General features: G+C 60.7%; 20 protein-coding genes. 13 read left to right on the plus strand and 7 right to left on the minus strand.

Going from position 1 to position 21991, the window contains the following annotated elements:
* The first annotated feature begins 1018 nt into the window (after positions 1-1018).
* Positions 1019-1681 carry a ParA family partition ATPase gene (parA, locus tag HV744_RS34055; protein ID WP_094781809.1) on the plus strand — a complete coding sequence of 221 codons (663 nt, stop codon included), beginning with the start codon at positions 1019-1021 and terminating at the stop codon, positions 1679-1681.
* Between the two features lie 24 nt (positions 1682-1705).
* Positions 1706-2761, plus strand: coding sequence for a ParB/RepB/Spo0J family partition protein (locus HV744_RS34060; RefSeq protein WP_175153684.1), 1056 nt, complete (start codon positions 1706-1708; stop codon positions 2759-2761).
* Positions 2762-2846: 85 nt separating this feature from the next.
* Here the strand turns inward: HV744_RS34060 and HV744_RS34065 are convergent, their stop codons facing one another.
* The gene (locus tag HV744_RS34065) at positions 2847-4196 is read right to left on the minus strand and encodes a replication initiation protein (protein WP_175153685.1); all 1350 of its coding nucleotides are present in this window, start codon (positions 4194-4196) and stop codon (positions 2847-2849) included.
* 2138 nt (positions 4197-6334) lie between these two features.
* Here HV744_RS34065 and HV744_RS34070 point away from each other — a divergent pair.
* Entirely contained in the window at positions 6335-7543 is a 1209-nt protein-coding gene (locus HV744_RS34070) for a DNA-binding protein (protein ID WP_175153686.1), read from the plus strand.
* 69 nt (positions 7544-7612) lie between these two features.
* On the opposite strand, the gene HV744_RS34075 is transcribed toward HV744_RS34070, so the two are convergent.
* The 3 genes from HV744_RS34075 to HV744_RS34085 form a co-directional block, all read right to left on the minus strand.
* Positions 7613-8695, minus strand: a complete 1083-nt coding sequence (locus HV744_RS34075) for a tyrosine-type recombinase/integrase (protein ID WP_175153687.1) — start codon at positions 8693-8695, stop codon at positions 7613-7615.
* 58 nt (positions 8696-8753) lie between these two features.
* On the minus strand, positions 8754-9152 hold the full coding sequence (locus tag HV744_RS34080) for a DUF2471 family protein (protein WP_175153688.1): 399 nt from the start codon (positions 9150-9152) through the stop codon (positions 8754-8756).
* Between the two features lie 117 nt (positions 9153-9269).
* Positions 9270-9908: a helix-turn-helix domain-containing protein gene (locus tag HV744_RS34085; protein WP_175153689.1), complete on the minus strand. Its 639-nt coding sequence runs from the start codon at positions 9906-9908 to the stop codon at positions 9270-9272.
* A 160-nt stretch (positions 9909-10068) separates the two neighbouring features.
* Between HV744_RS34085 and HV744_RS34090 the strand changes: the two genes are divergently transcribed.
* Both HV744_RS34090 and tdh read left to right on the plus strand, forming a co-directional pair.
* Positions 10069-11268 (plus strand): glycine C-acetyltransferase, encoded by a 1200-nt coding sequence (locus HV744_RS34090; RefSeq protein WP_175153690.1) that lies wholly within the window; start codon positions 10069-10071, stop codon positions 11266-11268.
* Positions 11269-11281: 13 nt separating this feature from the next.
* Complete coding sequence (gene tdh, locus HV744_RS34095; RefSeq protein WP_175153691.1) at positions 11282-12313, plus strand: L-threonine 3-dehydrogenase; 1032 nt, start codon at positions 11282-11284, stop codon at positions 12311-12313.
* 120 nt (positions 12314-12433) lie between these two features.
* Here tdh and HV744_RS34100 read toward each other — a convergent pair whose 3' ends face one another.
* Positions 12434-13084, minus strand: a complete 651-nt coding sequence (locus tag HV744_RS34100) for a YceI family protein (protein WP_175153692.1) — start codon at positions 13082-13084, stop codon at positions 12434-12436.
* A 109-nt stretch (positions 13085-13193) separates the two neighbouring features.
* On the opposite strand from HV744_RS34100, the gene HV744_RS34105 reads away from it, so the two are divergent.
* The 8 genes from HV744_RS34105 to HV744_RS34140 all read left to right on the plus strand — a co-directional run bounded on the left by HV744_RS34105 (position 13194) and on the right by HV744_RS34140 (position 19000).
* Positions 13194-13913 carry a TetR/AcrR family transcriptional regulator gene (locus HV744_RS34105; RefSeq protein WP_175153693.1) on the plus strand — a complete coding sequence of 240 codons (720 nt, stop codon included), beginning with the start codon at positions 13194-13196 and terminating at the stop codon, positions 13911-13913.
* 13 nt (positions 13914-13926) lie between these two features.
* A complete protein-coding gene (locus tag HV744_RS34110; RefSeq protein WP_175153694.1) occupies positions 13927-14406 on the plus strand; it encodes a nuclear transport factor 2 family protein in 480 nt (159 codons plus the stop codon).
* A 223-nt stretch (positions 14407-14629) separates the two neighbouring features.
* Positions 14630-15148: a hypothetical protein gene (locus HV744_RS34115; protein ID WP_175153695.1), complete on the plus strand. Its 519-nt coding sequence runs from the start codon at positions 14630-14632 to the stop codon at positions 15146-15148.
* 571 nt (positions 15149-15719) lie between these two features.
* Positions 15720-16046 (plus strand): DUF4148 domain-containing protein, encoded by a 327-nt coding sequence (locus tag HV744_RS34120; protein ID WP_175153696.1) that lies wholly within the window; start codon positions 15720-15722, stop codon positions 16044-16046.
* 61 nt (positions 16047-16107) lie between these two features.
* On the plus strand, positions 16108-16974 hold the full coding sequence (locus HV744_RS34125) for an NmrA family NAD(P)-binding protein (protein WP_175153697.1): 867 nt from the start codon (positions 16108-16110) through the stop codon (positions 16972-16974).
* A gap of 91 nt (positions 16975-17065) precedes the next feature.
* Positions 17066-17470, plus strand: coding sequence for an aldo/keto reductase (locus HV744_RS34130; RefSeq protein ID WP_281363692.1), 405 nt, complete (start codon positions 17066-17068; stop codon positions 17468-17470).
* 154 nt (positions 17471-17624) lie between these two features.
* Positions 17625-18467 (plus strand): molybdate ABC transporter substrate-binding protein, encoded by an 843-nt coding sequence (locus HV744_RS34135; protein ID WP_175153698.1) that lies wholly within the window; start codon positions 17625-17627, stop codon positions 18465-18467.
* A gap of 35 nt (positions 18468-18502) precedes the next feature.
* Positions 18503-19000: a LamG-like jellyroll fold domain-containing protein gene (locus HV744_RS34140; RefSeq protein WP_175153699.1), complete on the plus strand. Its 498-nt coding sequence runs from the start codon at positions 18503-18505 to the stop codon at positions 18998-19000.
* Between the two features lie 257 nt (positions 19001-19257).
* Here HV744_RS34140 and HV744_RS34145 read toward each other — a convergent pair whose 3' ends face one another.
* On the minus strand, positions 19258-19416 hold the full coding sequence (locus HV744_RS34145; protein WP_175153700.1) for a hypothetical protein: 159 nt from the start codon (positions 19414-19416) through the stop codon (positions 19258-19260).
* Between the two features lie 316 nt (positions 19417-19732).
* Positions 19733-21505 carry an alkaline phosphatase family protein gene (locus HV744_RS34150; protein WP_175153701.1) on the minus strand — a complete coding sequence of 591 codons (1773 nt, stop codon included), beginning with the start codon at positions 21503-21505 and terminating at the stop codon, positions 19733-19735.
* Positions 21506-21991: the final 486 nt, after the last annotated feature.

Here is a 21991-nt window from a genome sequence, read left to right on the forward strand (position 1 = left end):
AGCGGAGCGGTTTCGCTCAAAGAATTTTTAGCGAAGCGGGCGCGGATTTCGTGCCGTGCCTGCGATCACCCCGGTGCGCCGCTTCCGCTTCGCTAAAAATCCTCTGCCTTAGCCGGTATTCAACCAGTCAATCACGGTCCACCGGGATATCGTTTGTCCCGTCTGCCTCCGATGGATTAACTCCATTGCGGATCTTGACGGTGCGTCTTTTATCGTGGTCATCACGTCCCGGTGGGGAGGCTCCAGCGACGACAACGCGCAGACGACCTCTTATCGGTAATCGCCGCCATCGCGGTCGCGGCCGTGAAGCTTCAGGTGTACTAGCCGGCACTCGAACTGTCAGGCACTGCCACCGGAGGTATTGTCTTTCCCGGCCACCCAATGATTTTCCGAGGCCAGTCGAAACTCAAGCGTGTGCCCGAGGCGCACCGCGCTGCGGCTTCCAGCTTGACCTCTTCCTCTTCCCGGAAGGGCAGCTATCGAGTCGGCAATGACGAGATCAACTGACACTGCATTTCGAATCAAGAGCTGCGGTCTGCACTCAAGACTAACCACCGGTTCGGAAAACTCCGTGCTGCATCGACGCGAGATCGCTCGATGGTGAGCAACAGGCGCGTCAATGCCCGCTCGCGCAAGGCCTTTATGCGCATAAAGTCCTCCGCACGATCCGAGTCGTTCACCGTTGGCCGCGCTCACTTAGTCATTACGTCGATGAACCCTTTAAGAAGGCCCACCCAGTCATTCGAAGTGATACCCCGGAATCGCAAAGCCAGGATCCTCCCGCTTAGACGGAAGACGGTAGCTATCCTCATCCACGTCGGTGAGCCACCTCCCGGATCCATGCTCCCCAGTTACTCCCAGCGTACTGCCGCCGTCGCCACCTCTTCGTCCGCTCCACGTCCTTTATGCGCATAAACCTATCCCGAACGGCTAATTCTTATCTTGTTTCCACAAAACGATTTGAAATGCGAATTCATCCAGGTAAAATCCATTTGCGTCTAAAAAGAGGAGGTGAAATTTGGCAGCAGAAATCATCGCGGTAACACAGCAGAAGGGCGGGGTCGGGAAGAGCACAATCGCGATGCATCTCGGCGCTGCGTTTCACGAGAAAGGCAAACGCGTCCTCGTCGTCGACGCAGACGGTCAAAACACACTGATCCACTGGGCCAGTGCATCATCAGACGGCGACACCGGCATCCCTTTCCCCGTCGTCAATCTCTCCGAAGCAGGCAGCCAGATCCATCGCGAGATCAAGAAGTTCGTAGCTGACTACGACATCATCGTGGTCGACTGCCCGCCGTCCATCACCGAAAAAGTCTCCGGCGTCGTCCTGCTCGCGGCGAGCGTCGCAGTGATCCCGACATCGTCATCGCCCGCCGACTACTGGTCGAGCATCGGCTTGGTCAAGCTCGTGCAGCAAGCCCAGGTGATGAACGAAGACCTGCGCGCAGTCTTTCTGCTCAACAAGACCGAAGAGAAACGGATGCTGACGCGCGAACTGAAGCGTGCGTTGGAGGAACTCGGCTTCCCTCTGCTCAAGACCCAGATCCCGACACGCGAAGCCTATAAGCAGGCCATGGCGTTAGGGCAGACGGTGCTTCAGATGAACGACCGCGGCGCCAAGCTCGCCGCCATCGAAGTACGGGCGTGCGCGAATGAAATCGCCGCCTTGCTCCCGTGAATTTATGCGCATAAAGGACCCTGAATGAAACCCTCCCAATTCGCCAAAGGCTTTCAAGCACGTCCTGATACGACCAGCAGTGAAAAGCGAACCGCACTCGACCGTCTGAATGCCATCGACGGTCTGGTCAAGAATGGCCCCACGAGTAGCGAAGCCGCAGCGCGCGCCCTTTCGGCTGTCGTGCCGCAGAGCGCTCCGGAAGCCGACTCCGCCGACGCCGCCAATGAATCGGCAGCCTACCGTGCGTGGAGAATCGAGCATGGGTATCGGCCGAGCCAGGTCATTGAGCTCGCGCTGAAGAGCATCAAGCCGAGCCCTTTCAACCCCCGTCACTTCTATCTGAAGTCGTCGATTGCGGAACTCGCTGTCAATCTGGCAAAGCAGGGGCAGCAGCAGGCGATTCACGTCATCCCCGATTACGACAATCCCGGCACCTACTTTGTCAGCGACGGCGGCCGGCGTGTGCGCGCGCTGAAAGAGGCGAACAAGGAATCGGTGAAGGCGATCGTCATCGATCTGCCGATCGGCATCCAGAGCTACAAGCTCGGCTACGACCTCAACGTCCAACGCGATTCGCAGACGGTGTTCGACAACGCAGTCGTCTGGAAACGCTTTCTAGACGATCGCCATTTCCAGAGCCAGAAGGAGCTTGCCGAACATCTCGGGCTGGACGAATCGACCGTCGCGGTCGCATTGTCCATCGCCAAGTTGCCTGAGGCCGTCATGCATGAGATGGTCGCGCGCCCCGACCGCTTTGGCTCGAACATGGCCTATCAGGTGGGTCGCTACCACACCGCCCGGGGAACCGACGCAACGCTGCGCCTGATCAACAAAATCCTTTCCGAGGATCTGAGCACGCGGCAAGTCGCGGACATCGTCAAGGGGAGAGCGGGCGCCCAGGAGAGCGTCAAACCCGCGGGCCGGCAGCGTTACGCGCAGCGTCTGGAAATCAAACTCGGCGGTGTGTCGGTTGGCGATCTCAAATCGTACGGGGATGATCGAATCGAACTACGCCTGAAGGGGCTCACGCGTGAGAAGCGTGACGACATCCTGCGGCAGATTGAAAAGATGCTGAAGTAACAGACCAGCAATATTCGGGGAAACAGGAACAGAAGCAGAAACAGGGCAGGGCGGCACGCGATCGCGGCCGCCTCTCACCGAATGATCAGGCCGCGCGCGATTGGCTCAGCGTGAAGGCGAGCAGGTCGCCATCGGTCGGCTCGCCCCAGGTCTTGCGCGCCAGCCAATCGAAGAATGCCGTTTCGACAATCTTCGAATCCAGTCCACGACGGCGCCAGTCGTCCCGCATGTGCGTGCCAAGCCCCGGCAATTCGTCTTCCTCGAACGACTGCCGTGCGATCTCCCGTTCCGACTCACCTTGCTCGTGGTACAACTCGTACGCTTCCCTGCGACGGTGCGCGGAGTATTCACCCAGCAGTCGCGCTTTGAGATCGTCGGCCGGCGCAGCGACCGCGGCTTTCCCACCACTGCCTGAGGGCAACGTCTCGACGGGCGGCGCGTAACCTTTCTTCAACGCATCCTTGAACAGCGCGGGCGCGCTGCGCACCGGCGGCAGCGACGTGCTGCGCATGCGTTGCTCGGTCATCTGCAAAGCGGCGCGAATACGGTTTTCTTCACTGTCGGCATACAGCGTTTGCGCTTCTTTCAGCGGGATGCCGATCTTCACCATCCGGTCGACCAGCGTGCTGTCGAACACATTCGGATGTTCATCGAGTGCGAGCATGGGCTGCTTGCGCTCAGTTACGCGAAACTGGATTTCGGCGACCCGCCGCCCTTCGCGATGTTCGATCAATTCGACGAAGATATTGGTGACCGCGTTGACTTCGGCGATTGCCGGACGCAAGTAATCGCGCTTGAAGTACTTATATTCGCGCTTCGCTTCGTCGCCCGCTTCCGTGTCCGGCGTGCCCGACAGAATAGGGCGCCACCATTCCCACGTCTCGCGCATCGTCAGATGACTCGGGTTGGTCAGATAGCGCACGCAAATCTCGTACAGCGCGAGGCCCGCGCTGCTGCGCAGTTGGCTCTGGAATTGCAGACTCAGACGCGCGTACTGAACCGGATCGAGCAGCTTCTTCTTGATCTTCGGCGCGAACGAGAATTCCACCCAGACGCGGCGGGTGGTGGGGTCTTCGAGAATTTCCGCGTCGGCAATCAGCGTGGAAATACCCCATTTACGACCCGGCTTCTGACTGGACGTGCCGGTGCTCCATTCGACCTGCACCGACACCATGCGTCGCAAGTGCTCCTTGACGAGCGCGGTGTCGTTGGAATCGAATGCGGAATTGGCGACGATGTCGGACAGCAAGGCCCGATACGTGTCGCCCGATTCGTCGGCTTGCTGAGCCACGGCGAGGAGGACGTTGAACAGCTTGCGGGTGAGCAGCGTGATTTTGCCGCTCTTCGGCTGAATGGCGATCGCCTCGACGGCTTTGCGCAATTCGGCCGAGCTCGGGCTGACTACATCGGTCTTCTTCGCGCGCTTCGTGGCCATGCGTCTGGTCGAGGAGGGATTTGGCGAGAGCATACCGGCTGTGGTGATACGCGTCTATAGCATGGCTCTCACCGTTCCCGGTGAAGCGAGTTTACGAAGCGCGACTCACCTCGAGCAACTCCCGAAAACCCTCACCTCAAGCGTTTCGCGCCAGGTTCGGGCCAACCTTGCAGGTCGCGGCCTTCCCAAATTCGGACTTTTCCGCGGCGCGCGCGAACGGGGAGCATTCGATCCCGAATCTTCTCACCTCAAAAAATTTTCACGGATTTTTGGCGGCGTCGCGTCGGCTGGCGGGCGGGCTCGCGTCGAAGCATTCACGTGGGAGCACTTCGCGCTGTTTAGTCGGCGGGGGAGGGGAGGAATCGCAACGAGATCACCGACACCGTGAGCGGATGTCGAGTCGGCACCCGGCTCATAAGCAAGACATCGCGAGAACTCACCGGGATAAGTGCGTGACAGATCTCGTTAGCGGTCTCTCTGCCGCCGGGATTGAAGGTCCGTGCGATCCAGCAAGCGCTCGGAAACATGATGTCGCGCCGGCCGGCCGCTCGGCGACCGCGTCAGGTGCCCATACTGCCAGCCTGATGCTCACCGCGAGCCTGCACCTGCAGCTCGCCGGCCCACACGGATAGGTCATTCACGCCCTCGGTCGGCTTCTCCGCAACGCCGCCCACGCCCAGGACCGCCTATGCAACGGTGGCGAATACGACTGGCAACGGTGTCTTCAAGTAGTGAGTGAGGCGTGGCCCGTCCAACGGCCCCTGAAAAAGCTCACCTTAAGGCCAACGGAGCGCTTGGAACGACGCGGGCTCCAGAGGCGTCAAGCCCAATCTCCACTCGAAAAACCTCCCGAAAAACCTCACCTTTGGACTTCGCAGCCGACTATCGGCACCTTTACGACGACCTCCCGAAAAGCCTCACCTTCGGGTAGAGCAAGACAATATTTCAATAATTTCAAACACTTATAGTTATCTCTTCCGCAAGGCAACCGACCGACGCTCCCGTATTTCCTCACCTCCAGCCGTTTATTCATGAAATGTGACGTTTTGGATTACCGCCCCGAAGGTCCCGAAAAACCTCACCGATCGAATTCGGCAGCTAGAAAGCCGCTTCGACGCAGACAGCATCAGAAGGGCTTTTCCGGCCGCCGGACGCCATTTTGATCCCGAATTCCCTCACCTCAGCAGTCGAAAGCCGCTCCAAAGACTCCCGAAAAGCCTCACCTTTGGCGAAAATCAGCCGATTTGCCAAGCCGCAGCTCGGGCCAATCGCCAGTTCCCGGATTTCCTCACCTTTCCAATTCCGGCACCGACCGTCAGTCGGCGTCACAGGGCAAATTTCGCACCGCAACATCGCCGCGCTCCCGCAAAGACTCACCTTAGGCCACCGAATGCACCGAATTAAGGCAAAAATGCCCCCTCAGCCCCGTAAAGTCTCACCTTCGGTTCGCGTTTTCTCCTGACTTGACTCACCAATGGGGTTTACACGCACAAAATAACGTGGAAAATCGGCGACCGACGCAGTCCCGAAAGCGCTCACCTCAGGCCCGGCGGGCCTTGAAACGGACTTTCGAGCGCTGCAGGGCGGTCCACGGCGATCAGCTCCTGCAAAACCTCACCTTTGGCCAAACCGCATGTTTGCGGGGTTTCCTGAACACGCTCACGTTCCGTCCCGCACCCCCTCACCGAGGCCCCCGAACCTCATCACTCGAGATTCCCGCAAGCTCTCACCACGGCTCCCGCAAAGCTTCACCTTACCAGGCTGGAACCCTTGCCAGATAAGGGTTTGCGGTGGCGTTAACGTTTTTAACATGGGTTCAAAGGTGTTTACTTTTATTACTCTCTAGCATTTCCCCGCGAGTCCTCCGGACAACGCCTTCCAACCCGCACAGCCCTCATCGAAGCTTCGTGAAACAGTGCACGATCGGCTGAAAAACACTAAAAACTCTTTTGTTACAATAACTTATTGGCTATTCTTCGTTTTGTTTCACGAAAAAAAGCAGCCAACGCGAGTCGATTGACGTCTCCAATGCTCAAAAGTACATCAATTCGACAAAACCCACGTGATACAAACAAATAGGTAGCAAACGCTACGTAAATTGTTATGATCAATCCAATTCGAGCGACATCGAGGTTGACATGAATCTGGACCAGGAACGACAAGCCATTCGTGGTGAACTTGAAACGATGCGTATTCAAGGCGTGCGAAGGCAGGATCTGTCCCTGCACGCATGTAAACGACTCTTTTTCGACCTGGGCATTCGCCCCTCCATGGCTGCGGTTCGTGATTTGACGCAAACCGGCAGCGCAAGCGACATCCCGAAAGACATTGATCATTTCTGGGAGCGCATCCGGAACGTGTCGCGCGTGAAAGTCGGCGCCGGTGCCATCCCCAAAGTATTGGAAGATCGCGCTGGTGAACTGTTGGGCGCACTGTTTGAAGAAGCGGTTGCGCACGCACGGATGACGCTCGATGGCGAACGCGATGAAATTCGCGCGCAAATCGCAACCGCTGAGCAACGTGCGCGAGACGCAGAGATTCGCCGGGATGCCTCGGACGAGGCAATCAAGCGCAGCGAGTTACGCGCCGAATCCGCGTGGGAACGGGTGCGCGCACTCGAAACCGAACTATCCAGCGCCACCACGCACGGAAATGTTCACCAGGAAGGCTTGCAGGCAACGGTGCGCCGGCTTGACCACGAAAACGAAGCGCTTCGTCAGCGTCTCGATAGCGAACTGGCGACCAACGCAACGCTTCGCGATCGCATTGACGCATTGCACGTCGAGTTGCGGCAGAGCACGGAACACTATGCGCAACAGATCAAAGACGCGGTTGCCGAAGCCGAGCGGCGCGTCAAGCCGATGCTGGTCGAACTCGATTCACTGCGCAGCATGGCGGCCACGTATCAATCGGGCGTTCGCGACGCAAGTCGCAAGGAGTTTGAATTTATTCAGCAAATCGCCGCAGCCAAGGCGCGCGGCGATCGGCTTGACGCTCAACTGCGCGAGCAATCGGACGAAGTGGACGCCTTGACGAAAGAAGTCGCCGTGCTGCGCGGCCAGCAAGGTATCGACCCGGCGATCGCCAGGCTGCTTTGCTCGCTGGTCGAAGCGGGCCGCTTGACCAGCGACGAGCTGAACGCGATCGGCACCGCGGCGGACGGCCACGTCGCACTGCCGCTACGTTGCCCGAAATGTGATGAAGGTGAGCCGGAGTTGTCGCAAGTCGATCACCGCTTTGAATTGCTCTGTCCGGAATGCGAACACTCGTCGGGGCTCGGCGAATCAAGGCTCGCGGCGGTCAGCCGGTTCCTGTCGAGCGACGCGGTTGCGGCATCGGCACGGTAATTCGACGCGCTGCGATCGCGGAAAAAACGTCAAAGGTGAGGAAAATCGGGACCCGGAAGGTGAGAGTTTTCAGGGCTCGCCGGCTCCCGATTTCCTCGTCAAACGCCCATCACGCCTCGGCGCAGGCAAAGGCGGCGCAGCCGGATCCGGTACCTCGGCGGCAGGCGAATCCTGCTGATCCGTCCACATTTGCCACGCGCGATACAAACGGTTTGCGGACACGGCTTGCACGAATCCCAGCCATTGGCCGACCAGATCGGCCTCTACCCCGCTCTCGAACAGATCCGCAGCGAAAGTGTTGCGCAATGTTTGCGGACTGGCGCGGGACTTCCGCGACGCGGCGATCCCGGCGCCGTCGATCAACGCGTCGACCGCGCGCAGCATGGTGGCTTTGTGCATCGGGCGCCCGGAGGGCGACGCCGGGAAAACCAGATTGCCCGCTAATTCCGAAAGCCGCCGTTCGGCGAGCCACGCGTCGAGAATCGCCGCCGCAAACGGCGCAAGCCGGGTGCGACGCGTCAGCGTGGGATTGGCGGACTCGATCGTGACCCAAGGCGATCCAGCATTCACGCAACTAACCGTAAGTGCCGCGGCTTCGCCCGTTTTCAATCCACCGCCGAGAAACACGGCGACCAACGCGCGATCGCGCCGCTCTCTCCAGCGCTGGGCCGTCGACAAATCCGGCAATCGAGCAAACAGCTGCGCGATCAGCGCGGTTCGTTCTGCATGGGTGAGAAAACCGGTTGGCTCATTGTCGCGCGCGTTTCGCCACGCTGCTTCGCCATCCTGAGCAATGAAACGTGCCGGATTGGTCGACGCGGATTCGATTTCGCGCACATGATCCAGCACCCGTTCGATCAGCCGTAAATACCTGACTCGCTGGGGTTTACGGATCTCGAGTCCGGCGACGAATTCGGCTATGGCGTGCGTATCGACCGTGGTCAGACTCTTCTGGCGTGTGCCGAGCCAGTCGAGGAAAAGCCCCCACTGCGCGCGGTAGACTTCTGCCGAAGAACGTCTGAAATGCTGTTTGGCCAGCCAGGCGTCGAAAGCGATTTGCGGGTCGCGACGCCAGTCCTCACGTTGCTGATCGAACAGATCAGTCGACGGTGCGGGGCGCGGAACGGGGTCGGACAGATGAGGAGGTGACATCGGCTATCTTTCCGTTAGTTGCGCCTATTGTAGGCGGCAGCCGACGAAAATACAGCTTTCAGCCGCCCCAGGGCCGCGAGCGTTTCAAGGTCGCGCCTTCTGAGGCCGGCTTTGCGGCGCGGCGTGCGGCCTCTTCATAGGCGCTGACGGCAAATGCGAACACCGCCGGCAGTGCGGTGGACGTGCCGAAATCCACGGCCTCGTCCGTTTCCGGATAAGGCAGATCGGACGGCCGCTGGAACAGGCCCAGCATGATGGCGTCGTGGCGGCTGGCAAACCCGAGATCCGCCAGCGCCTCGGCTTCGATCGCATGCAGCAAACGCCAGGTGAGCGGCACCTGCTGCACGATGTAGCGCGCCGCAATATTGCGCACGACATGTTCGAGATCGCGCGCCGCGGTTTGATAGCGCAGCGCGGCCAGAGCTTGATCGGTAGGGTCGGCTTTCAGATTGTTCATTATCGGCTCCAGTCGATACCCTGTACTGTACAAATATACAGTGTCGGGCGCAACCTCGGCCGAATGGCCGATTCCGCCAACTGCTAGCCACGATGCGCCCGGCTCGCCGGCGCGGCCTCAGCCGTGGATCACCACCAGCAGCGCTTTCGCCTCGCCTTTGCCGGCGTTGCGGATCGCGTGCCGCTCGTCGGCGACGTAGCGCGCGGTGTCCGCAGCCTTGAGCCGTTTCGTCGCGCCGGCCGCCTCGATTTCGATCGATCCGTGCAGCACGGTCAGATGCTCGCGCGTGCCGGGCTCGTGCGCGTTCGACACCAACGCCCCACCCGGCTGCAGCGTCAATTCATACCATTCGAACTTGCCGGCCAGCTCGATCGGCCCCCACACCCGCAACTGATACTTGCCCTCGTGCCCGCTCAACGTGGGAATATCGTGCGGACCGGAGACGGCGATCGCTTCCGGCGCCTTGGGCGGCGCGAACAGCGAATCGAGACTGACGCCGAGCGCATTGGTCAGACGCCAGGCGACCGCGATCGTCGGATTGGCCTTGTCGCGCTCGATCTCCGAGAGCATCGATTTCGACACGCCGGCCGCGCGCGACAGATCGTCGAGTGTCATGCGCCGCTCGGCGCGCAGCCGCTGAATCTGTTCGCCGACGCGCGGCGGCGCCGCACTCGCCGGCGTCGAGCCCACGCCCGAGGTGGGCGCAGCGTTGGCCGCGGCGCGGCGAATACCCGAACTTGCCATTTCCTGACCCATCGTTTAGAGTTGTTCGATATACCGGATTTTAGTTCGGAAAAACGAAAATATCCGATAAAACTGACCGCCGACTATAACAGGCCGCTTCGCCGTCGCCCATGCCGCGCACTTGCCGGATACGCTGACACGGGCGCCATCACCCTATCCAGGAGTCTGGTTCATGCGCGACCACTATCTCGCCCATCTGCGCGGTACCCTCGAGCAGATCCGTGCCGACGGCTTTTACAAGAACGAGCGCGTGATCGCCAGCCCGCAGTCGGCTGACATCCGTCTCGCCAACGGCACGGACGTGCTGAATTTCTGCGCGAACAACTACCTTGGCCTCGCCGACGACGCCCGGCTGATCGAGGCCGCGAAGCAAGGCCTGGACAACGACGGCTTCGGCATGGCCTCGGTGCGTTTCATTTGCGGCACGCAAAGCGTGCACAAGGAACTCGAACACGCGCTCGCCGCGTTCCTGCAAACGGACGACTGCATTCTCTATTCGAGCTGTTTCGACGCGAACGGCGGCCTGTTCGAAACCCTGCTCGACGAAAACGACGCGATCATCAGCGACGAGTTGAACCACGCGAGCATCATCGACGGCGTACGGCTCTCGAAGGCGAAGCGCTTCCGCTACAAGAACAACGACCTCGCCGATCTTCAAGCCCGGCTGAAAGAAGCCGACGCCGCCGGGGCGCGCTTCAAACTGATCGCGACCGATGGGGTGTTCTCGATGGACGGCATCATTGCCGACCTCGCCGGCATCTGCGATCTGGCCGACCGCTACGGCGCGCTGGTGATGGTCGACGATTCGCACGCGGTGGGTTTTGTCGGCGAACATGGGCGCGGCACGCCGGAGCATTGCGGGGTGCTGTCGCGTGTCGACATCATTACCGGCACGCTCGGTAAAGCGCTGGGCGGCGCATCGGGCGGCTACGTCGCCGCGCGCAAGGAGATCGTGGAATTGCTGCGGCAGCGCTCGCGTCCTTATCTGTTTTCGAACACGCTGACGCCGAGCATTGCCGCCGCGTCGCTGAAAGTACTCGAATTGCTGGCGAGCAATGAAGGCGCACAACTGCGCGCACGTGTGCGCGAAAACGGCGCTCACTTCCGCAGCAAGATGAGCGCGCTCGGCTTCACGCTCGTGCCGGGCGAACATCCGATCATTCCCGTGATGCTCGGCGACGCGCAACTCGCGTCGAAAATGGCCGATGCGTTGTTGAAGGAAGGCGTGTACGTGATCGGCTTTTCGTTCCCGGTGGTGCCCAAAGGCCGCGCGCGCATCCGCACGCAGATGAGCGCCGCGCACACGCCCGAGCAGATCGACCGGGCCGTCGACGCATTCGCGCGCGTCGGCCGTGAACTGGGTGTTATCTGAAACAGAGGCGCATATGAAAGCATTGGCAAAACTCGAACGCGCGCCGGGCCTCACGCTCACGGACGTGAAGAAGCCTGAAGTCGGTCACAACGACGTGATGATCCGCATCACCCGCACCGCGATTTGCGGCACCGATATTCACATATGGAAGTGGGACGACTGGGCGCAAAAAACGATTCCGGTGCCGATGCACGTCGGCCACGAATATGTGGGCGAGATCGTCGAGATGGGTCAGGAAGTGCGCGGCTTTGCGATCGGCGATCGCGTGTCGGGCGAAGGACATATCACCTGCGGCTTCTGCCGCAACTGTCGTGCGGGGCGTCGGCATCTGTGCCGCAATACGGTCGGCGTCGGTGTGAATCGTGAAGGCGCGTTCGCCGAGTATCTGGTGATTCCGGCCTTCAACGCGTTCAAGATTCCGCCCGAGATTTCCGATGATCTCGCGGCAATTTTCGATCCGTTCGGCAACGCGACGCATACGGCGTTGTCGTTCAATCTGGTCGGCGAAGACGTGCTGATTACCGGCGCTGGGCCGATCGGCATCATGGCGGTGGCGATTGCGAAACACGTCGGCGCGCGCAATGTCGTGATTACCGACGTCAACGATTATCGCCTTGAACTCGCGCGCAAGATGGGCGCGACGCGCGCGGTGAACGTCTCGCGTGAATCGTTGCGCGACGTGATGGCCGACCTGCATATGGCTGAAGGTTTCGACGTCGGGCTGGAAATGTCCGGTGTGCCGAGCGCGTTCACCAGCATGCTCGAAGAGATGAACCACGGCGGCAAGATTGCGTTGCTCGGCATTCCGCCCGCGCAGACCGCGATCGACTGGACCCAGGTGATCTTCAAAGGCCTCGAAATCAAGGGGATTTACGGGCGCGAGATGTTCGAGACCTGGTACAAGATGGTCGCGATGCTGCAAAGCGGTCTGGACCTGTCGCCGATCCTCACGCATCATTTCAAGGTCGATGATTACGAGCAGGCATTCGCTACGATGCTCTCCGGTGAGAGCGGCAAGGTGATTCTCGACTGGACGGCTGCGTGAATTAGCACGACGAGGACGACGGCGCGCGCTATCGCTGCGCGCAAAAAGAGCGGCCAGGACAAGGCCCGTTCAAGGTCCGCTCGACGCCCACTTAACGTCCACTCAACGCCCGCACCGCGCTCACGCGCCGGCGGGCGTTTTAACGAACTCCGCCTGAATGCGCACATGAATGTCGTCGCCGACGGCCGGATACCACGTCGACAAACCGAACTTCGCGCGGCTGAAACGACCCTCTGCCGAAAAGCCGAGCGTGTCTTTCTTCGTCAGCGGATCGGGTGCGAAACCATTGAACGTGACATCGAGCGTTACCGGTTGCGTGACGCCGCGAATCGTCAGATCGCCGGTCAACGTGCCGCGCGATTCGCCGGTGCGCTCAAACCGCGTGCTCGCGAAGCGAATCTCCGGATAGCGCGACACGTCGAGCATGCTGTCGCTCTTCACCATCTTGTCGAGCAGCGGCACATTCGTATTGATGCTTGCAGCGTCGATCGTGACCGACGCCGTGCTCCGGTCGAGACCGCCCTCGTTCCAGTCGAGCTGCCCGTGCTTGCGATCGAAGCGGATCGTAAAGCGTGAATATTTGAAGTGATCGATGTCGAACGTGATGCTGGTATGGTCCGGATCGATCTCGTAGCGGCCGGCGGGCACGCGCGCCTCGTTCTGGCTGACCGAATGCGTGAGTACCTGCAGCGGCGTGCAAGCCATTGCCGTCAGCAGCGTTGCGGCAAGCAGCGCGCGCACCAGCGTGGCGCGGACAGGTGATGAGCTCATGAAGTTCGTTCCGGTTGACCGATCGTCATCACGATAGCAGCTAGCGTACCCAGTCTGCCAAAACACACGAAGACTTGACGATGGAGAATGATCGTTCTACCCTTCGTCCATGGCTACCGAAACTCACACTGAAGCGGCGGCGCCCAGCGGCGCACGCGAGCGTCTGCTGGATGCCACCGAGGCGTTGATCTATGCCGGCGGCATCCACGCCACCGGCGTGGACGCGATCGTCAAGCAGTCCGGCACCGCGCGCAAAAGCTTCTACACGCATTTCGAATCGAAAGACGCGCTTGTGGCGGCCGCACTCGAACGGCGCGACGAGCGCTGGATGAACTGGTTTATCGCGGGCACGCAGCGGCGCGGCAAGACTGCGCGAAAGCGTCTGCTCGGCATGTTCGAGGTGCTGCGCGAATGGTTTGCGTCGGAAGAGTTTCACGGCTGCGCGTTCCTGAATGCAGCCGGTGAGATCGCCTCGACGGAGGATCCGATCCGGGTCGTCGCGCGCAAACACAAGGAACGTCTGCTTGATTTCGTGCGGATCCAATGCGACGCATTCGCCGCGGAGTCCGGCATGGATGCGCGGCGCGGCGCGCGCCTGTCGCGTCAGTGGCTGGTTCTGCTCGACGGCGCGATCGCCGTGGCGCTGGTGAGCGGCGAGGCCGAGGCAGCACTCGACGCGCGAACCGCAGCGCAAATTCTGCTCGACGCCGAGGCCCAATCCGCCAGCGATCGAGGCATGTCCACAGACACTTCTGCCAGCAAGTCTGTTAGCAAATCCACAAGCCCTTCCGCAAACAAACGGCCGCCATCCCGGCGCGCCGCAACCTGACTGAGGAACCACCATGGCCGATCCGATCGAAACCCGCCCGCCGCTGCCACCGTTCACGCGCGAATCCGCGATCCAGAAAGTGCGCGCCGCGGAAGACGGCTGGAATACCCGCGACCCCGAGCGCGTGTCGCTCGCGTACACGCCGGACAGCGTCTGGCGCAATCGCTCCGAGTTCACGCATGGCCGCGCGGAGATCGTCGGCCTGTTGCGCCGCAAGTGGGCGAGGGAACTCGACTACCGGCTGATCAAAGAGCTGTGGGCGTTCACCGATAACCGCATCGCCGTGCGCTTTGCCTACGAATGGCACGACGATTCGAACAACTGGTTTCGCTCCTACGGCAACGAGAATTGGGAGTTCGACGAGCATGGGCTGATGGCGCGCCGTCATGCCAGCATCAACGATCTGCCGATTCGCGAAGCCGACCGTCTGTATCACTGGCCGCTCGGCCGTCGTCCCGACGATCATCCGGGCCTGTCGGATCTCGGTCTCTAGACCTTCGTCGAAGATGGCAGGCGGATGTGCGACGCGCATTCACCGCTTTGCCATCGGTTCTCCGTTATCGTTGCGGTTGCTGGCGGCGAGGCACGTCTTGTGCCCGCGTGTCCGAGCGCGCCCTCGACATCGCATGTGCGGGTTGAGGTACAGTGCGCGACGGGCGGCAAGCTCATGGCCAGAACATAGATGACACCGGCGCTCGACTGGTGACGGAGAGGACATGCAATTTCGGCAGATCAAGAAGAATATCCGACGTACTGCAGTGACGCTCGTTGCGAGCCTGGCGGCGGCATCCACCGCGCATGCGGGCAACTGGTGCGAGGGCGGCGTGTGGGTCGACGCGATGCTCGGCTCGTATCACATCAACCCCGATCCGAATACCGATTTCGAACAGTTCAATCCGGGCCTTGGCGTCGAATGCTGGCTCAACAATCAATGGGCGCTGACGGCCGGCGGCTTTCGCAACTCGCTGCGCAGGCCTTCGTACTACGGCGGCGGCGTCTGGGCACCGGAGTTCGCGCACTGGGGCATCGTGCGGATCGCGGCGATCGCCGGGATCATCTCGGGCTATAACTACGGCAACTGGGGCCTTGGCCACAACCATACGATCGGGCCGGTGGTCGCGCCGATCGTGATGGTCGAATACAAACGCGTCGGCGCGAACTTCATCGTGATTCCGCCGATTCCGTCGGACAATCTGCCGTTTACGATCGGGTTTCAGGTGAAGGTGAAGTTCTGAGCGAACCTCTCGTTTGGCAATAAAGTCGCGATCGGCCGTCAACTGACGATGACCTCCTGGAAATACTCACCGTACGTCCCCTGTCTCGCACCATTGCATCGGATCCTGCAGTCCAACCGCAGATTGTCCATGCACCAACTCCGGTCCCTATTTACGCGCATTTCAAGCGGCCGGACTTGACTGGCGCTGCCGCAATTTGTACTTTGCGCGCCAAATTGCACATTCATTTTCCAGACATGGCCTGTGCAAGGTGAGCGCGGTCATGAAACGTCTTCGACGAGGGGCGCAGTCTCCGGACAGTAGCGCACACGTTTCCATTTGCTGACGCAGCCGGTCTGACCCAGGGACCACCGGTATTCGCGACGTCGTGTACCCGACCGGTAACGCAATTGCCGCGGATGCGTGATCACCCGCTGACTGGCGCACAGGACCTCAAAGAAACGCTACAACGCACTCATGACTAGACGTCATTTCTTAAATGTCATTCGTGTCATTTAGTTTTCAGTCGAGTTTACCCACAATGCATCCCAACAGCGCGCTTCAACCTCAGCAAACCCAAAGGAGCATTGCCATGAATACCCGTCATTTCGTCCTTGCCGTCGCGGCCGCCATCGTCTTCCCTGTCGCTGGATACGCTCAGGAATCCGGCTCGACCGTTACCCGTGCGCAGGTGCGTGCAGAGCTCGTGCAACTGGAAAACGTCGGTTATTGGCCCGGCCGAGCCGATGATCCGCATTACCCCGCCGACATCCAGGCAGCCGAGGCAAAGGTAGCCTCGCAGACCGGCGCCGGATCGAACATCGGCAGCGGCGTGGGCGGTGTGCACAGCGGTTCGTCCGAGTCGGGCAACCGCTTCACTGCGCAAGTGCGTGGCAATTCACTTTACGCGCATCGTTGATCGGCACGTCGTACCAATCATCGCGGGTCCGCATCAATTTTCCATGCAAGGAGAAACATCAATGTATGCAATCACGGGAATCACAGGAAAGGTTGGCGGTGCTGTGGCGCGCACGTTGCTCGCAGCGGGTCTGCCGGTACGCGCGGTCGTACGCGATGCCGATCGGGCACGCTCGTGGGCGGAACGCGGCGGTGAAGTGGTGACGGCCAACATGGACGACGCGAGCTCCCTTGCCGCAGCTTTCGAGGGCGCGCAGGGCGTCTTCATTCTGCCGCCGTCCGAGTTCGATCCGGCTCCGGGCTTTCCGGAAGCGCGTGCGGTCATCGACGCGGTGCACACGGCGCTTCAATCGGCGCGGCCGGGCAAGGTCGTCTGCCTGTCGACGATCGGCGCGCAGGCCACCGAGACCAATCTGCTCACGCAGCGCACGCTGATGGAGCAGGCGCTACGCGACCTGCCGATGCCGGTGACCTTCCTGCGTCCCGGCTGGTTCATGGAAAACGCCGCATGGGACGTGGCACCGGCCCGCGACAAGGGAGTGATCCCCAGCTTCCTGCAACCGCTCGACAAAGCTGTGCCGATGGTCGCGACGGCGGACGTCGGCCGTGTCGCCGCAGAATTGCTTCAACGGGCCTGGAGCGGTGTACGTATCGTCGAGCTCGAAGGGCCGCAGCGCGTCACCCCGAACGACATCGCGGCCACGTTTGCCCGGATCCTTGGCCATCCGGTACGAGCCGAGATCGTCGCGCGCGACACCTGGGAGGCGCTGTTCCGGTCGCAGGGCATGAAGGAACCACTGCCGCGCATGCGCATGGTCGATGGATTCAATGAAGGCTGGATTTCCTTCGAAGGCAAGGAAGCCGACATCGTCAAGGGCGAAGTGGAACTGGAAACCGTTCTGCGCGCACTCGTCTCAGCGGCGGACTGACATGGGCGCACCGGGCGACACGGACAGGATGCCGCGTCGCTGGTTGCGTTCCGCGCGCCGTCATCGAGGGATTCATATCGAGGCGTTCGTTATGGAATACAGCACACTCGGCAGGTCAGGACTGCGCATTTCCCGTCTTTGTCTTGGCGCCATGACCTTTGGTGCCGGCACCGGAATCTGGGGTGACATTGCGGGCCTCGACCGTGCCCAGGCCACACGGCTTGTCGCGATGGCCGTCGAGCACGGTATCAACCTGATCGACACGGCTGACGTCTATTGGCAAGGGCACTCTGAAACGGTCGTCGGGCAGGCGCTGGCTGACCTCGGACTCGACGAATCGCGCATGCTGGTCGCGACCAAAGTCCGGCTGCGCACGGGAGCCGGCCACAACGACGTGGGCCTTGGCCGCTCGCACATCATGCGATCGATGGAAACGAGTCTGCGGCGTATCGGCCGGGATCACATCGACCTGATTCGGCGCACATTGCGCGCATAAAACATTCTGCTAGCCGGCGAATCCGTCGAGGGACCGGTGGAGTGACTGATTGGCGGCGGCCCCTTCGACGGCGGTAGCGTGAAGCCCACCGGCTCGCAGCAGTCTCGCTGTCGCACTCGATGCAGGCTAACATCATGACTGGCATCCGGACTCGATGCATATCCGGACTGGGTCATCCAATCGAGATTGGGGCGGGGCCGTGACCATCCGCAAGCTGAGGATTCGCGCACTCGCGTTCTGCGTAGCGGGCGCGTTACTGGGCAGCGGGGCTGCATTAGCAGACGAAGTCAAGGTGATGATTTCGGGCGGCTTTGCGTCGGCCTATCGCGAACTGGGCCCGCAATTCGAGGAGGCGACTGGCCGTAAGCTGATCACCGTCTGGGGGCCCACGGTGGGTACGGCCGCGAATGCGATCCCTGTGCGGCTTGCGCGTGGCGAGTGGGCGGACGTGCTGATCGTGGTTGGGTATGCGCTCGACGAACAGATCAATGCCGGCAAGGTCTTGCCGGACAGTAAGGTGGACTTCGCACGCTCGGCAATCGGCATGGTGGTTCGCGAGGGGACGCCGAAGCCGGATATCAGCTCGGCCGACGGATTGCGGCGAGCGCTGCTCGCAGCGAAGTCGATCGTCTATCCGGACAGCCCGATTGGCGTCTATGTCGGCAGCGAACTGTTCTGGCGTCTTGGCATCGCGGGACGGATGGAGAGCAAGAGCCGCATGATTCCAGTCGCGCGGGTCGCCAATGCCGTCGCGAATGGAGACGCTGAGATCGGAATTCAGCAGGTCGTCGAACTGTTGCCGGAGAAGGGGGTGACGGTGGTCGGCAGTTTGCCCGCAGAAGTGCAGAGGTACACGGTGTTCTCCGGGGGCATCGCCACCAGCGCGAAAAATCCGGCCGGCGCAGACGCGCTGATCCATTTTCTGTCGTCGCCGGACGCGGCGCCCGCGATTTCGAGGAGCGGGCTCGAACCGCTTTCGGCGACGCCTGCGAAATGAGCGAAAACGCATGTCCTGTGCGCCGTTCAATCTGAGTGGCCGGTGACTTTTCGGGAACGGCCATTTCCGGCCACTGGCCAATGTTTGCATGCGGACACTCGGACGTCGGCTCCGCCCGGACAACGGTCATCTGCCCGCCAGTTCTCTCTTCCGCGGCCGACTGGCAGCGTACGTGCAATCTGTTCCAGCCCGGCCAGTGGCTGCATGTGGTGGGCGAATACTCGGTGAACAGCACTCCGTCGGTGTGCGACCCGAGCCAGCCGGGTTTCATCAAGATTTGGGTCAATGGAGTGCTGTGGAATATGGCAGTGCATGCGCCGACCGGCTGCATGAGCCAATACCACGTGGTGCCGGCCGCCGCGAGCAGCCCGCTGAATATCGGCACCATGGCTTACGATGCCGGGTTCCAGGGCGCCATCGGCAAGGTGGCGATCTACAATTATCTGCTCGACGATACACAAGTTCGCGACCACTACACGGCCATGACGGGCAAGCAGCCAACCGGCAGCTGCGGCATCGATTGCACGTTCTGATTCGGATAGAAGCTGTGCATCTGATCAATGGCCGGGCTGCCGAGTTGAGCAAGCGCTTGTGGTCGGCCATCTCGTTGCCCCGATCCCAGGTCAGCGATTTGATTTGACGCATTGGGCATCAATCCGTCTGCGGCATTGTCTGGATCGGCTCGACGGCTCCCCATCGCGTCCGGCTAGACCTCCGTCCCGCGTGCAAGAGGCGTATAGCGTGAGAACCGTCGGCGAACGTAAGGCATTCGAGTTCGAGGCCGCTGTCATCAGTCATCAGCAACGGCGTCAGCACAAAGTTTCCCAATGTGCCGGTGGAAGGTCAACTTTCCTTCATGAAGAAGGCCAAGTGATGAATAGTTACAGAAGGTTGGGAGTTTCTCGTCCCAACGGTTCAACAAGGTAGCTGCAATCTCGGCGTCAAACATCTGCACCTCCGCTTGCGTCGCCACAATCGACGATACGTCGTGCCAAGGTGCCGTCTAAGCCTCATGGGGGGACCTGGCGATCAACAATTCCACTATGCGTCGAAATTGATGCAACGCGACATTCATCTCGGTTGGAGTCGACGGTGACGCTTGGTGCCGAGTGATGAGGGTGGCGAGAAGCGTCAGGCGGAGCACTTGCTACGCCACTTCGGCGAGTAGCGTCGTTCGCTTCACCCTCCACGGAGGTCAATTCACTAGCGCTTAGGAGCCGTGCGGCGCGGGGCCGCGCTTTGGCTTGCCCCGCGTTAAGGCACGCTCAATCGTCGTTGACTTTGCGGTCCTTATCCTTATCGTGTTCAAAGTTGAACAAGGACATTAGATCGCTAATCGCAGGCCGATTGCTTGGTGCGTAGGAAGGCTTGTCCTCGTCCTCGCTCCGCTGCACTGGGTTGGGAAGATTGTCGCGACTGCGTGCTGACAGTGGCTGCAAGTGCCAGTTTTTCTCGATGAATTTTAAGATCGAGGCATGATCGGCGTAGGTGTGATCCACGTGCCCCTTCTTCGCCCACGGCGACACCGCCAGCAGCGGAATGCGTGTGCCATCGCCAAAGAAATCCACCGGCTGGATGTAGCCCGAGTCGTAGTAGCCGCCACCTTCGTCCACGGTGATCAGCACGGCAGTCTCCTTCCACAGCGCCGGGTTTGCCTTTACCTTGTCGACGAGATCGGCGACGAAATTCTCATAGTCGATCACCTTTGCGTTGGCGGGGTGACCCGCTTTGCTTTCGGGCGGGCGCACGAACGCGACCGCCGGAAATTGGTCGCTGCTACCCGCGAGGTCGCTGTCCAACTCCGTCATGCCCTGCAGGTTGTTCTTTAACGCTGTGGTCATGATTGAGGTGAACCCGGTGAACGGATCGCAGATGCCACAGTATTCGCTAGTTGTCTTCGCCCCTTCACGTCCACCGCTGTACCACTTCCACGAGATGTGTGCGGCGGACAGGGCATCGGCGATCGTCGGTATCGTCTGCGGTGGCAGGGTGAATTTGTCGAAAGCAATTGGTTTGGGGCTTCCGTCGAAGGTGTACCCGAGGCCGTAGTTGTTCACTAGGTAGTATGTGTCCGGCGCACAGTTGCCGCCCCGAAACGGCGTGCCCGGCTGGCTCTTGATGTAGCTCATGATTGCGCTTACGCCCGCAGCGCTGGGATCGGCGCAATTCACGTAAGACCCGCCGGTATAGCCATCCTTCTTGTACCAGTTGTTGGTGGCGGGCTGGGGATCGGGGTCCTCGATCTGATTGTCGAACGGCTTGGCCGGCGCGCCGTTGCTGTTGAAGTAAGCAACGTCACCGGTGGCGATAGACAGGAAGTTCGCGCCAGTACCACCCATCACGAACTGATGATAGTTATCACTCAGCGCATAGTGCTGCGCCAGCGCCTTGAACTTCGGTGCGTCCCCTGCGCTCATGTTGTAGAAACCCAGTGCCTCGCCGCCCTGGAACGTGTTGTTCGGCCCATAGGGCGGCGGGTTGAAGCTGTTGTCGGGGCCTATGCCGGTGACAACGCTAACCCAGGCGAAGAGGTCGTTCTTGCCCTCGTCGATCTGTTGCCACATCTGGAAGAATCGATGCGGCGGGTCACCTGTGTAGGAATCGTAGGGCACGTAGTTGGTGATCTGAAACGGGCCGGGGCGCAGGTTCGCAGGAAAGCGCACATCGGGAACGTTAGGCGGCAGCCCGGTGGCGTAGGTCGTCTGCGGCTGCGGAAGAGTTGCGAACGCACCCGTGATGGAGGGATCGATGCGGTACACCTTCGTGTTGCCGGCCTGCTGCTGTATGGCCTTCGCGAAGTTCGGCCCCGGGCTGCCGTCCTCGTTAACGACTCCCTCGGACAGCAGGTTGTGAATCGTCTGATCCTTGGGCGGCTTATAGCCGCCGAACAGATTGTCCAAGGTGTGGTTTTCACCGATCACGACGATGACGTGCTTGATGGGAGTGGTTGTCCGCGCTGTATCATCGGCCTGCGCGAAAGACAACACTGCGATGCCCAGCGCAATGGCGCTGAGCTTGGCTCGGAGCATGTGTTTCATCACGAATCTCCTTCCAAGTTGAGAGCGCGAATCGCGATTAGCGATTCGCGCTCTCTAGTGAAGGCATCGCAGATGACAAAGGCGTGTCGCGGTCGCGCAATCTGCTTTGGACGCTATTAATTGACGGCAGCGGACGGCTTCACGTCGAACCCGGAGAAGCTCAGTTGCGGACGTCGGAAAAAGTGACCTTGTACTAAGGAGCGTCCGTGGCAGAGAGATGACCGGTATATGAATCTGACCAGACGTTCAAGGCAGGCAGTGTGGAGGACTGCTAAGGCCGATGACTTGCCGGCCGACTCGAAGGGATCAACGACCGCTGTACCTTGAAAGCTGCCAATTGGGTGGCCCATGGTCCAGCGTCCGGAACGGGTCGAAGGACTAAACCGCTCGCGCGGTAGGGGCTACGGTCAGACGCCGGTGGTCAGGGAGAGGCCGGCATCGCGGTTCCGTATGTTGGCGAATGAGGCAACCCGCCTCGTTCTCCAG

Source organism: Paraburkholderia ultramafica (genome assembly GCF_902859915.1).
Lineage (GTDB): Bacteria > Pseudomonadota > Gammaproteobacteria > Burkholderiales > Burkholderiaceae > Paraburkholderia > Paraburkholderia ultramafica.